The organism is Pseudomonas sp. Z3-6, from assembly GCF_051131985.1.
Classification (GTDB): Bacteria; Pseudomonadota; Gammaproteobacteria; order Pseudomonadales; family Pseudomonadaceae; genus Aquipseudomonas; species Aquipseudomonas zanjanensis.
Window position 1 is genome coordinate 6133912 of record NZ_CP071644.1, and the last position, 11668, is coordinate 6145579.

The window sequence follows — 11668 nt, forward strand, 5'->3', positions numbered from 1 at the left end:
CGCGGGTAACGACCAACCGATTGCCAAACGGATCGACCACCGCCATGTTCTGGCTCCCCCAGGGCATGGCCTGCCTGAACGATCAGATCAAACCCTCTACTCGGCCTGCCAGGGATCAATCACCTCGACCCCAGAAAACTCAAAATCCCGAACATTTCGAGTCGCTATCGAAGTGGACTGGGCTCGGCAAATAGCGGCGATCTGCGCATCGGCCATCGACACCGCCCGTCCCCTTGCCTCGCTGTTCGCCACCAGAGCCGCGTACTCAACGGCGGCATAAGCGTCAAACGGAAATATTCGCCCAACGAAATCCTCTTCGAACATCGCCATCGCATTGGCTTCAAGCTTCTGTTTGCGCTTGCCGGATGGGAGCCGGGCAATGCCATGGAGAATTTCCGCCACGGTCACCGCAGTGATCGCAAGCTCCATCGCTGGCAGCACGTCGACCCAAGCCAACACTCTAGCGTCGGGTTCAGACCGCATGAACTCTGACAGGACATTGGTATCGAGCACGATCATTCGTCAAGATCCACCGCCTTAGCCTTCTCCTGTCGCGAAGGCAGATCGAGCTCAACCCCGCCGCTTGCGCTAAACCTGCTGCGGATCCGGCTGCCAAGACCTCCCGCCTGGCTAACAGAGGCCAATGCCTTTCCCAAGATCAACCGAGCCTCTTCTTCCATCGAATGCCCATTATGAGCAGCGGCGATCCGCAGTTTTTCTTTGATCTGGTCGTCAAGGTTTCGAATGGTGATGCTGGCCATGATGCCCCCTGCAATCAATGAAATCATTGATTTAGGCTAACACACCTTGGGTCAGTAGGATCCAGAGAGTCGCTAACGGCTCAGACGTTAATCGCATTGGTAAACACCAACCGATTCCCGAACGGATCACTGATCGCCATGTCCTGGCTGCCCCAGGGCATGGCCTGGATCTGTGGGTGGGCGTAGCGGTATTGTTTGGCAAGCAGCTGCTGCTGGAAGGCTTCCAGCTCATCGGTCTCGATCCGCAGCGCCGAGCCCGGCGTACAATCGCCATGGTGCTCGGACAGGTGCAGCACGCAGTCCCCGCGGGAGACTTGCAAGTAGAGGGGAAAGTTGTCACCGAAGCGGTGTTGCCAGTCAACGGTAAAGCCCAGGAAGTCGACATAGAACGCCAACGCCTTGGCTTCATCGAAGATCCGCAGGATCGGGGTGGTTTTACCGAAGCTCATGGGTTGCTCCCTGGCTGAAAAGACCCAGTGTAGATGGGTTGACTCCAATGCTTCGGCTTTAAACCCGGCTTCTTTAGTGTCGCAATGCCATTATTGTGACGCCAATTAACACACTACCAGCCATTTACACGCCATTCGATGGACCAAAGCCTCGACGCAGATCGCCTTCGCGTGCCAGGAAGCGCCCTTCCCGGCGGCCATTCGCCTGGCCGTCGCGATAGCTCAGGGCACCGTTGACCCACACACCATCAATCCCTTCGGCCGCCCGCTGAGGTTCATTGAAATCGGCGACGTCACGAATGGTGTGGGGATTGAACAACACCAGGTCCGCCCAATGGCCCTCACGGATTTCTCCTCGTTGCTTGAGGCCGAAACGCGCGGCGGAAAGGCCAGTCATTTTGTGCACGGCGGTGTGCAACGGAAAAAGCCCAATGTCTCGACTGAAATATCCCAGCACCCGTGGGAAAGCGCCCCACAAGCGAGGATGGGGAAACGGGTCTTCGGGCAAACCGTCGGAGCCGACCATGGACAACGAATGGGCGAGGATCCGTCGTACGTCGCCTTCATCCATGCCGTAGTACACCGCGCCTGCCGGTTGCAGGCGCCGCGCCGTCTCCAACAGCGACACTTCCCAATCGCGTGCGATGTCGATAAGGTCACGTCCGCCCATCGACGGGTGCGGTGTCGACCAGGTGATGGTGATGCGATGGGCATCGGTCACTTGCTTGAGGTCCAAGGTCGAGGAGCTGGCCGCGTAGGGGTAGCAGTCGCAACCGACCGGATGGGTTTTCGCCGCGTTTTCCAACGCCGCGAGCACCTGCGGGCTTCGTCCCCAATTGCCGGCGCCCGCGCATTTGAGGTGGGAAATGATCACCGGACTCTGCGCATGACGGCCGATCTGGAACGCCTCGTCCATGGCCTCGAGCACCGGTTCGAATTCGCTGCGCAGGTGGGTGGTGTAGACAGCGCCGAATGCGCTCAATTCTTCGGTCAGTTGCATGACTTCGTCGGTGGACGCTGCAAAGGCGTTGGCGTAGGCCAGGCCGGTGGACAACCCCAAGGCACCGGCCTCCAGACTTTCGCGCAATTGCCGACGCATGGCGGCGATTTCTCCTACCGAGGCCGTGCGCAACAAATCGTCCATGTGGTTGCTGCGCAACGCTGTGTGCCCGACCAACGCAGCCACGTTGACCGCTGGCGTCGCCGCTTCCACCGCTGCGCGATAATCGGCAAAGCGTGGGTAGGCGAACGCCCGGGCCGTGCCGAGCAAGTTCATTGGGTCCGGCGGATCGCCCCGCAGGCTCACCGGCGCGGCGCTGATGCCGCAGTTGCCAACGATCACGGTGGTCACGCCCTGGCTGAGCTTGGGCAGCATCTGCGGTTGGCGAATGACCACTGTGTCGTCGTGGGTGTGCACATCGATGAAGCCTGGCGCCAGCGCGCGGCCGGCGGCGTCGATGTCTTCCACGGCCTGGGCATCGCGCAGCTCGCCGATGCGTTCGATGCGACCGCCGTGGATCGCTACGTCGGCGTGGTAGCCGGGCGTGTCGCTGCCGTCGATGACCAGCGCATTGCGGATAAGCGTGTCGTACAGCATGTCAGTCTCCCAGCGGCAAATGATCGTCGCCACCGCGGTAATCGTCCAGGGCGAGTTTGACCCGCCGCAGGCGCTCTTGATTGTCTTCGGGGTGGGCCAGCGCCAGCTCGGTGGCGAGCACGTCAATGGCCAGCAGCATCCCGTAGCGCGCCGCCGTGGGTTTGTAGATGAAGGAAGTCTCGGCGCTTTGCAGGGGCAGCACGCAATCGGCCACTTCGGCCAGTGGCGAGCCGGCGCGGGTGATGGCGAGGATCGCCGCACCGTAGCTGCGGGCCAGTTCAACCGCACTCAACAGCTCCGGCGTGATACCGGTCAGTGAGCAGGCGATGACCAGATGCTGGTCGCTCAGCGAGGTGGCGGTGATGCGCATCATCACCGGGTCGCGGCAGGCGGCAATCGGGTAGCCAAAACGCACCAGCCGCACTTGCAACTCCTCGCCGCACAGCGCCGACCAGCCACCCAGGCCGAACGCATGGATCATCCGTGCCTTGCCGATCATCCTCACGGCATCGCCAAACCGCGACTCTTCGAACCCTGACAGATGTTGGCGCAGGGTCGCTTCGATATCGCCGACGATCTGTCCATAAAACGCCGACTGCTCCGGCGCGCCGGCCGGGTCGAGGAAACGGCTGCCGACGCCGCTGGCCTGGGCCAGTTGCAGGCGTAGGTCTCGCAGGTCTCGGCAACCGACGGTGCGGGCGAAGCGCGACAAGGTGGCGCTGCTGACTTCCGCCCGTTGGGCCAGTTCATCGAGGCTGGCGGAGGCTGCGAAGCCTACGTCTTCGAGCATCAGCCGGGCGATTCTTCCTTCGCCGGCGCTGAAGGAATCCTGACGGGCACGGATCTGGTAGAGGATGTCCATGACGGCTCCTTGCAGTGGCGGTCAAAGCACGCGCGCAAGCCCGAGGGTCAGGGCGAACGCGACCAGGGATATCAGTGTTTCAAGCACCGTCCAGGTCTTGAAGGTCTGCGTGACGGTCATATTGAAGTATTCCTTGATCAGCCAGAAGCCGCCGTCGTTGACGTGGGAAAAGATAACCGACCCGGCGCCGGTCGCCAGCACCAGTAGCTCGGGATGGGGATAACCCAGGCCAATCGCCACCGGCGCGACGATGCCCGAGGCCGTGGTCATCGCCACCGTGGCCGAACCCGTGGCAACCCGCATCAGCGCAGCGAACAGCCAGCCCATGACCAGCGGTGACAACTGGAATTCCTCGGCCAGGCCGACGATCTGCTGCGTGACCCCGGCGTCCACCAGGATCCGGTTCAAACCACCACCGGCGCCCACCAGCAAGGTGATGCTGGCGGTCGGCGCCAGGCATTCGTTGGTGAACTTGAGGATCGATTCGCGGTTGAATCCCTGGGCCAGGCCGAGGGTCCAGAAACTGAGGATGGTCGCCAACAGCAAGGCGATCACCGAGTTGCCGATGAACAGCAGGAACTGGTTGAAACCGCTGCCCGGCGTGGAGATGAGGTTGGCCCAGCCGCCGATCAACATCAGGATCACCGGCAGCAGGATGGTCCCCAATGTCACGCCGAAACCCGGCAGCTTGGCCTGCGGTTCACGGTCGAGGAATTGTCGCTCCAGCGGATTTTCGGCCGGCAGCTGGATGCGCGGCACGATGAATTTGGCGTACAGCGGGCCGGCGATAATCGCGGTGGGAATGCCGATCAGGATCGCGTACAGCAAGGTCTGCCCCACCGAAGCCTGGAACGCCTGCACCGCCAGCATCGCCGCCGGATGCGGCGGCACCAGCGCATGGACCACCGAAAGCCCGGCGACCATCGGCAGCCCCACCATCAGGATCGACACGCCCACACGCCGGGCGATAGTGAACGCGATGGGCACCAGCAGCACAAAACCGACCTCGAAGAACAACGGCAACCCCACGAGGAAAGCAATGCACACCATCGCCCAGTGGGCGTTGCGCTCGCCGAAACGTTCGATCAACGTCTGCGCCATGCGCTCGGCCCCGCCGGACTCGGCCATCATCTTGCCGAGCATGGTGCCCAGGGCCACCACCAGCGCGATGTGCCCCAGCGTCTTGCCGACACCCGCCTCGTACGCCCCCACCACACCCGACGGCGGCATCCCGGCCAGCAACGCCAGGCCAATGGAGACCAGGGTAATCACGATGAACGGATTGAGCCGGTAGCGCGCAATCAGGACAATCAGCGCGATGATAGCGATGGCCGCGTAGACCAATAGCCAATAACCGAAAGCAGGTGCCATGCGTTACTCCTCGAATGGGGTCACGTCGATGTGTTGTGAAACTCATAAATCATTTCGACGACGAATCTTCAAACCCGTTGAAAGTAATTTTCGCGCAGAGGTAAACTTGTCGCTGACGGACAACGCGACACGGCGTTGATGAAAATCCGGCGCAAGATTTTCATCGCCCTCATTGCTTTTGTGGCGAGGGAGCTTGCTCCCGCTGGGCTGCGAAGCGGCCCCAAATTCACCAGCACAATCGACCAACGGCTGGCCGCCCCGCATTCAATTCCGTACCATCCGCACCTGTTTTTTGCACCACTCCCCGGCAGCCGACGGTCCACCGGCGCCCAGTCAGGTAAATCATGAAACCAACACGTCTTCGCGCCGACGCCCTCGCCGGCCTCACCACCTCTTTCGCCTTGCTCCCCGAGTGCATCGCCTTCGCCCTGGTGGCCCACCTCAATCCGCTGATGGGGCTGTACGGCGCGTTCATCCTCTGTACGCTGACCGCGTTATTCGGCGGTCGCCCCGGGATGGTGTCAGGCGCGGCGGGGTCGATGGCCGTGGTGATCGTCGCGCTGGTGGTGCAGCACGGGGTGCAGTATCTGTTGGCGACCGTGCTGCTGGGCGGGTTGATCATGATGGCGTTCGGGCTGTTGCGGCTGGGCAAGCTGGTGCGCATGGTGCCGCACCCAGTGATGCTTGGTTTCGTCAATGGCTTGGCCATTGTGATTGCGCTGGCGCAACTGGAGCATTTCAAGAATGACGGCGTCTGGCTGAGCGGCACCCCGCTCTATCTGATGGCCGGGCTGGTGGCGTTGACCATGGCCATCGTCTACCTGTTGCCGCGCCTGACCCGCAGCGTACCGCCGGCCTTGGTGGCGATCCTCGGCGTTGGCCTGGCGGTTTATCTGCTCGGTCTGCCGACCCGGACCCTGGGTGACATGGCCCACATTGCCGGCGGCTTGCCGACGTTTGCCCTGCCGGACATTCCCTGGAACCTGGAAACCCTGCAAATCGTCGCGCCCTATGCGGTGATCATGGCGATGGTCGGTTTGCTGGAAACCCTGCTGACCCTGAACCTGACCGATGAAATCACCGAGAGCCGTGGGTATCCGGACCGTGAATGCGTGGCATTGGGCGCGGCCAACATGGCCTCTGGATTGCTGGGCGGCATGGGCGGTTGCGCCATGATCGGCCAGACGATGATCAACCTCAGCTCCGGCGGACGCGGGCGGTTATCGGGCGTGGTGGCCGGGGTGATGGTGTTGCTGTTCGTGTTGTTCCTGTCGCCGTTGATCGAGCGCATTCCGCTGGCGGCGTTGGTGGGCGTGATGTTCGTGGTGGCGCAGCAGACGTTCGCCTGGGCCTCGTTGCGGGTGGTCAACAAAGTGCCGGCCAACGATGTGCTGGTCATCATCGCAGTGACGGTCATCACGGTGTTCACCGACCTGGCCGTGGCCGTGCTCTGCGGGATCATCATCGCGGCGCTCAACTTCGCCTGGCAACAGGCCCGGGAGCTGTATGCCGACACCCATGAGGAGTCCGACGGCAGCAAGCTGTATCGCCTGCACGGCACGCTGTTTTTCGCCTCGTCGACGCCGTTTCTCAACCAGTTCGACCCGGCCAACGACCCGGCCCTGGTGACCCTCGATTGCCGTCACTTGCGCTTCGTCGACTACTCGGCCGTCGCCGCGCTCAAGACCTTGCGTGAGCGCTACAGCAAAGCGGGCAAGCACCTGCGCGTGTATCACCTGTCCGAGCGCTGCAAACAAATGCTCAAGCGCGCGGGCGTGCAGCACGACTGAAGCAACACCCACAGGGGGTTATAGGACTGATGAAGATAGAGTGGTCACTGGCGATCAAATGTGGGAGCGGGCTTGCTCGCGAATGCGGTGTGTCAGTCTGCGCCAATGTTGCCTGACACACCGCTTTCGCGAGCAAGCCCGCTCCCACAGGTCCTATGTTTTACTGACGGATCACACCATTTCTTCAAGAATCCATGCCACCACCGACGTCCGCTTCGGTGCCCACCCCTGCAGCTCATGGGCATTGTTGCCGCGCATACTCGTTGCCCAAATCACTCTTGCCTTGAAGTCACGAATCAACCCTTGAACTCCCGCGAGGCGTAGTCGGCGAGCTTGCCCTGGATGAAGTCCAGGAAACACTGGATCCGCAGGGCCAGTTGCGAATTGCGGTAGTACACCGCGTTGATCGGCTGGCGGTAGCCGCTGTTGGCATCGGCCAGCAGCACCTTCAGCCGGCCGGCGTGAATGTCGTCGCGGGTCATGAAGTCTGACAGGCAGGCAATGCCCTGTCCTTGCAGCGCCAAGTGACGCACGGTCTCGCCGCTGGACGCGCTGATGGCTGGCTGGATCGCCCAGCGATCACCGTGCGGGTGACGCAGCGGCCACTGGTTGAGGCCATCATTCTGGGCAAACCCCAGCAGCGCATGCTCCGACAGTTCGGCAACGCTTGCGGGAGTGCCGTGCTGCTTCAAATAGGCCGGGCTGGCGAGGATGTGCAACGGGCTGCAACCCAGGGAGCGGGCGTGGAGCGTCGAATCGATAAGGGTGCCGATGCGGATGGCGATGTCAGTGCTTTGCTCCAACAGGTCGATGATCAGGTCGTTGCTGTTGAGTTCGAGCTGGATGTCTGGGTAAAGCCGGCGGAATTCTTCGATGTGCGGCACGATGGCGTGCAGCATGAACGGCGAGGCCGCGTTGATCCGCAAGCGTCCTGAAGGATTTTTCTGGCGAGACGACAGGCGCTCTTCCAGCTCATCCATCTGGTCGAGGATGCCTTTGGCCTGTTCGAAGAAATACTTGCCCTCTTCGGTGAGGTCCATGCGCCGCGTGGTGCGGTTGATCAGCGTGGTATCGAGCTTGGCCTCCAGCCGCGACAACGTGCGGCTGACCGCCGACGGCGTCTGCCCGACTTGCTCGGCGGCGGCGGAGATGGATCCGCATTCGATCACGCAGACGAAAATCTGCAACTCGTCGGATCTGGCTTTCACAGACATCCTCTCGTGGAATGCACATCCAGTGTGAAGGATGCTTTTGTGGCGAGGGAGCTTGCTCCCGCTCGGCCGGGCCGGCGCTCCAGCGCGCAGCGGCCGCTTTTTTGGGGGGCTGCTGCGCAGCCCAGCGGGAGCAAGCTCCCTCGCCACAGCAAGCTCCCTCGCCACAGAAGCCCGCTCGCCTTGGGTGCAGGATTGCGTTCGGGTGAGTCCCGATAGTATCTGGATTACCGCGAAAGGCCGAACACCTCGATCAAATGCCGCTCATACCGCGCCACATCTTCTTCGATGTTCGGGCGCTTCATCACATCCACGCACAGGAAGGTTGGCAGGCCGGTCATGCCGAGGAATTGATTGGCCTTGTGGAACGGGAAGTACACCGCGTCCACACCCTTGGCTTCGAAGAAATCGCTCGGGTCGTCGAAGGCTTGCTGCGGGGCGTTCCAGGTCAGCGACAACATGTACTGCTTGCCTTGGATCAGGCCGCCGCTGCCGTATTTCTGTGAGGCATCGGAACGGGTCCGACCGTCACTGGCGTAGAGGCTGCCGTGGCCTTCGGTGAAGACTTCGTCGATGTACTTCTTCACGGTCCACGGCGCGCCCATCCACCAACCTGGCATCTGGTAAATGATCACGTCGGCCCAGAGGAACTTGGCGACTTCCTCCTGGAGGTCGTAGCCGCCATCGATGAAAGTGGTTTGCACATCAAACCCGCCACGGTCCAGCACGCTGAGCGCCGTCTCGTGGAGGGTGGCGTTGTAGCGACCGTCGGAATGGGCGAATTGTTTGCCGCCGTTGAGCAACAGGACTTTTTTCATGGTGAGCCTCATCGGGTTCCACGGCGTGGGCCGTTGGCTGGCCGCCGCATGGAAAGATTGAAATTGATGGCGGCAGAGTACCGACGAGCTTCGCGCGGAATAAGCACCGCAACGGCAAAAGTGATTTGACCTATACGCAAGAATGAACGGTCGATTGTTGCCGTAAGCTTCGGCACTTCTTTTATTTCAGGAGCCCTCTCCATGAGCGAACTGCACGGTTTCATCCTGCACGCCAAGACCCGCCCGGAAAAAGCCGAGGCCTTCGAGGCGCTGTTCCGCGCCTACGTCGAACCAAGCCGTGCCGAGCCTGGCTGCATCGAATATCACATGCTGCGGGACCAACAGGATCCAACGCTGTTTATCTTCTATGAGATCTGGGCATCCCAGGCACACCTGGAGGTGCATTCGAACCTGCCGCATATGAAGCAGTTCTTCGAGCGACGCATGGATTATCTGGAGCGCGACTTCGACATCCGCCGCGTCGACATGCTCAGCCCGTCCTCGGCTAGCCGCTGACCAGCAGATGGCCGCCGAGCACACCGAGGCCGATGAAAAATACCCGTTTGAACAACACGGCGCTGATCCGCTGGCGCAGCCATTGCCCCAGCCACATCCCCAGCAGCGCCGGGGCCAGCGCCAGCAACGAAGCGCTCAATTCGCCCCCGCCCAGCTCGCCGCGCCACAACAGGCCGGCGGCCAGGGCCAGGGTCGAAACGGTGAACGACAGGCCCAGGGCCTGCACCAGTTCATCCTTGCTCAAGCCCAGCGCTTGCAGATAAGGCACTGCCGGAATGACGAACACACCGGTAGCGGAAGTGACGAGGCCGGTCAGCAACCCGCAGATCGGAGCGATCCACGGCTCGGCATCGGGACCGACCCGCAGCGTTGGCAGCAACAGGCCGCTCAGCGCATACAGCAACAACGCCCCGCCCAAGGCCCGCACCACCCAGGCCCCGCCTGTCATGCCGATCCACAGCGTACCGAGCCCGGTGCCAATAAAAATCGCGAGTAACAGCGGCCACAAGCGCCGGATCAATGTTTGCAGATGGCCACCGAACGCCAGTTGCCAAAGATTGGTCAGGGTCGCCGGAATGATCAGCAGCGCCGCAGCCTGCGCCGGCGCCATAGCCAGACCGAGCAAGCCCATGGAGATGGTCGGCAGGCCGAGGCCGATCACGCCCTTGATGGTGCCGGCCAGCAGGAAGGTGCCGATGACCAGTAAGGAAAGGGCCAGGCCTAGGTTTTGATAGAAAGCGATGAGTGTGTTCATGGGGCTATCGTGCGCCCCGGGGCTTGGCTTGAAAATCTGCCATATACTGAGGGTGCCTCTCTTTCAGCAAGAGGCTGGAAATTTTGTGCATGCTACTGGCGCCTTCGCGAGCAAGCCCGCTCCCACAGTTTGAAATGCATTCTCCCTGTGGGAGCGGGCTTGCTCGCGAAGGCGGCACACCAAACACCGCAACACTTGAGACAGGATCACCAGCCCATGCACTTCGACTTCACCGACCTGCGCCTCTACCTGCACATCCTCGACACCGGCAACATCACCGCCGGTGCGGCCCGCAGCCACTTGTCCCTGGCCGCGGCCAGTGCGCGAGTCCGGGCCATGGAAGGGTCACTGGGCATCGACCTGCTTGAACGCGGACGACGTGGCGTAACCCCAACGCCGGCTGGCAAGGCGTTGGCCGAACACGCCCGGCTCCTGCTGCAACAGGCCGAACGCCTGCAACAGGACCTGGCCGAATACGCCAAGGGCGTCAAAGGCCGGGTGCGGCTGCTGTGCAACACCAGCGCCATGACCGAGTACCTGCCCGAACTGCTGGCCGGCTTTCTCAAGACCCATCCCAACCTCGACATCGACTTGCAGGAGTTGCCCAGCTCACGGATCACCCATGCGCTGCGCGAGGGCGCGGCGGACCTGGGGATCGTTTCCGACGCGGTGGACACCGATGGCCTTCAGGCCTGGCCGTTTCGCGACGATCCGCTGGTATTGATCCTACCGAACGGACATCCCCTGGCTGACGGTCGAACCGTGCGTTTCAGCGAAACCCTCAGCCACGACTACGTCGGCCTGAACGCCGCCAGCGCCCTGGCGATCCACCTGGAAGAACAGGCCCTGCACATCGGCTCGCGCATGCAAATCCGCATTCGCGCCGAGGGTTTCGACGGGATGATTCGCATGGTGACCCATGGCGCAGGCATTGCCATCGTGCCGAAGGCGGCCGTCGATCGGCGACCGACCGAGCCATCGTATCAATGCGTCCCACTGCAAGAGGCCTGGACCCACCGGGCGCTGCTGCTGTGCGCCCGCAACTTCGAAGGTTTGCCCACCTACGCCAAGGCCCTGGCACGGCATCTGGCCGATTGATGCGCGTTTCTGGATAGCCCGGTGTCGACTACAGACATCTACCCACCCCTGCCGCGCGTTAGGGTGCCTGTCCTCTTCCGCCCTTTCGGAGCTCACATGACCGCCCCCATCACCGTCCTGCGCGACACCCATCCGCTGCCCGTACTCGATGCCTGCAAATGGGAAAAACTCGAAGGCGACCCGCACACCGTCAACCTCAACGCCTACACCAGCGAAGACGGCAGCAAGATCATGGGCACCTGGATCTGCACACCGGGCAAATGGTATGTGGAATACGTGAAGTGGGAGTACTGCCATTTCCAGGAAGGCTACTGCATCATCACCCCAGAGGGCCTGGAGCCGATTCATCTGCGCGCCGGTGATATTTTCGTCATCGAACCCGGCATGAAAGGCACCTGGGAAGTGGTCGAGACCGTGCGTAAATATTTCGTCTTCGCCTGA

13 protein-coding genes are annotated in these 11668 nt (G+C 61.9%); 4 read left to right on the forward strand and 9 right to left on the reverse strand.

The window, feature by feature from the left end; all coding sequences use genetic code 11:
• Positions 1 to 96 precede the first annotated feature (96 nt).
• The 6 genes from J3P88_RS26545 to J3P88_RS26570 all read right to left on the reverse strand — a co-directional run bounded on the left by J3P88_RS26545 (position 97) and on the right by J3P88_RS26570 (position 5040).
• Positions 97 to 519 carry a type II toxin-antitoxin system VapC family toxin gene (locus J3P88_RS26545; protein WP_434572533.1) on the reverse strand — a complete coding sequence of 141 codons (423 nt, stop codon included), beginning with the start codon at positions 517 to 519 and terminating at the stop codon, positions 97 to 99.
• Positions 516 to 761 (reverse strand): FitA-like ribbon-helix-helix domain-containing protein, encoded by a 246-nt coding sequence (locus J3P88_RS26550; RefSeq protein WP_434572535.1) that lies wholly within the window; start codon positions 759 to 761, stop codon positions 516 to 518. Before J3P88_RS26550 ends, J3P88_RS26545 begins: the two co-directional genes overlap by 4 nt.
• Positions 762 to 841: 80 nt before the next feature.
• A complete protein-coding gene (locus J3P88_RS26555; RefSeq protein ID WP_186730460.1) occupies positions 842 to 1210 on the reverse strand; it encodes a glyoxalase superfamily protein in 369 nt (122 codons plus the stop codon).
• 124 nt (positions 1211 to 1334) lie between these two features.
• Positions 1335 to 2807: an N-acyl-D-amino-acid deacylase family protein gene (locus J3P88_RS26560; protein ID WP_434572537.1), complete on the reverse strand. Its 1473-nt coding sequence runs from the start codon at positions 2805 to 2807 to the stop codon at positions 1335 to 1337.
• A gap of 1 nt (position 2808) precedes the next feature.
• Positions 2809 to 3669 carry a MurR/RpiR family transcriptional regulator gene (locus tag J3P88_RS26565; RefSeq protein WP_434572539.1) on the reverse strand — a complete coding sequence of 287 codons (861 nt, stop codon included), beginning with the start codon at positions 3667 to 3669 and terminating at the stop codon, positions 2809 to 2811.
• A 21-nt stretch (positions 3670 to 3690) separates the two neighbouring features.
• On the reverse strand, positions 3691 to 5040 hold the full coding sequence (locus J3P88_RS26570) for a gluconate:H+ symporter (protein ID WP_434572541.1): 1350 nt from the start codon (positions 5038 to 5040) through the stop codon (positions 3691 to 3693).
• 344 nt (positions 5041 to 5384) lie between these two features.
• Here J3P88_RS26570 and J3P88_RS26575 point away from each other — a divergent pair, with 344 nt between their 5' ends.
• The gene (locus J3P88_RS26575) at positions 5385 to 6830 is read left to right on the forward strand and encodes a SulP family inorganic anion transporter (RefSeq protein ID WP_434572543.1); all 1446 of its coding nucleotides are present in this window, start codon (positions 5385 to 5387) and stop codon (positions 6828 to 6830) included.
• Between the two features lie 296 nt (positions 6831 to 7126).
• On the opposite strand, the gene J3P88_RS26580 is transcribed toward J3P88_RS26575, so the two are convergent.
• Entirely contained in the window at positions 7127 to 8038 is a 912-nt protein-coding gene (locus J3P88_RS26580; protein ID WP_434572545.1) for a LysR substrate-binding domain-containing protein, read from the reverse strand.
• Between the two features lie 230 nt (positions 8039 to 8268).
• Positions 8269 to 8859 (reverse strand): NAD(P)H-dependent oxidoreductase, encoded by a 591-nt coding sequence (locus J3P88_RS26585; protein WP_434572547.1) that lies wholly within the window; start codon positions 8857 to 8859, stop codon positions 8269 to 8271.
• A 201-nt stretch (positions 8860 to 9060) separates the two neighbouring features.
• Between J3P88_RS26585 and J3P88_RS26590 the strand changes: the two genes are divergently transcribed.
• Positions 9061 to 9375, forward strand: a complete 315-nt coding sequence (locus tag J3P88_RS26590; RefSeq protein WP_186705935.1) for a putative quinol monooxygenase — start codon at positions 9061 to 9063, stop codon at positions 9373 to 9375.
• Here J3P88_RS26590 and J3P88_RS26595 read toward each other — a convergent pair.
• Positions 9365 to 10129 (reverse strand): sulfite exporter TauE/SafE family protein, encoded by a 765-nt coding sequence (locus J3P88_RS26595; RefSeq protein ID WP_434572549.1) that lies wholly within the window; start codon positions 10127 to 10129, stop codon positions 9365 to 9367. The genes J3P88_RS26590 and J3P88_RS26595 overlap by 11 nt on opposite strands.
• A gap of 216 nt (positions 10130 to 10345) precedes the next feature.
• Here J3P88_RS26595 and J3P88_RS26600 point away from each other — a divergent pair, with 216 nt between their 5' ends.
• Together J3P88_RS26600 and J3P88_RS26605 are read left to right on the forward strand one after the other, a co-directional pair.
• Positions 10346 to 11227 (forward strand): LysR substrate-binding domain-containing protein, encoded by an 882-nt coding sequence (locus tag J3P88_RS26600; RefSeq protein WP_434572551.1) that lies wholly within the window; start codon positions 10346 to 10348, stop codon positions 11225 to 11227.
• A 96-nt stretch (positions 11228 to 11323) separates the two neighbouring features.
• Positions 11324 to 11668 (forward strand): cupin domain-containing protein, encoded by a 345-nt coding sequence (locus tag J3P88_RS26605; protein WP_060739285.1) that lies wholly within the window; start codon positions 11324 to 11326, stop codon positions 11666 to 11668.

Excerpts from the sequence above, each read along its gene's own strand:
- J3P88_RS26585 (WP_434572547.1), bottom strand. The coding sequence starts at position 8,859 with ATGAAAAAAGTCCTGTTGCTCAACGGCGGCAAACAATTCGCCCATTCC.
- J3P88_RS26600 (WP_434572551.1), top strand. The coding sequence starts at position 10,346 with ATGCACTTCGACTTCACCGACCTGCGCCTCTACCTGCACATCCTCGAC.
- J3P88_RS26590 (WP_186705935.1), top strand. The coding sequence starts at position 9,061 with ATGAGCGAACTGCACGGTTTCATCCTGCACGCCAAGACCCGCCCGGAA.
- J3P88_RS26545 (WP_434572533.1), bottom strand. The coding sequence starts at position 519 with ATGATCGTGCTCGATACCAATGTCCTGTCAGAGTTCATGCGGTCTGAA.
- J3P88_RS26570 (WP_434572541.1), bottom strand. The coding sequence starts at position 5,040 with ATGGCACCTGCTTTCGGTTATTGGCTATTGGTCTACGCGGCCATCGCT.
- J3P88_RS26605 (WP_060739285.1), top strand. The coding sequence starts at position 11,324 with ATGACCGCCCCCATCACCGTCCTGCGCGACACCCATCCGCTGCCCGTA.
- J3P88_RS26565 (WP_434572539.1), bottom strand. The coding sequence starts at position 3,669 with ATGGACATCCTCTACCAGATCCGTGCCCGTCAGGATTCCTTCAGCGCC.
- J3P88_RS26560 (WP_434572537.1), bottom strand. The coding sequence starts at position 2,807 with ATGCTGTACGACACGCTTATCCGCAATGCGCTGGTCATCGACGGCAGC.
- J3P88_RS26555 (WP_186730460.1), bottom strand. The coding sequence starts at position 1,210 with ATGAGCTTCGGTAAAACCACCCCGATCCTGCGGATCTTCGATGAAGCC.
- J3P88_RS26595 (WP_434572549.1), bottom strand. The coding sequence starts at position 10,129 with ATGAACACACTCATCGCTTTCTATCAAAACCTAGGCCTGGCCCTTTCC.
- J3P88_RS26550 (WP_434572535.1), bottom strand. The coding sequence starts at position 761 with ATGGCCAGCATCACCATTCGAAACCTTGACGACCAGATCAAAGAAAAA.
- J3P88_RS26575 (WP_434572543.1), top strand. The coding sequence starts at position 5,385 with ATGAAACCAACACGTCTTCGCGCCGACGCCCTCGCCGGCCTCACCACC.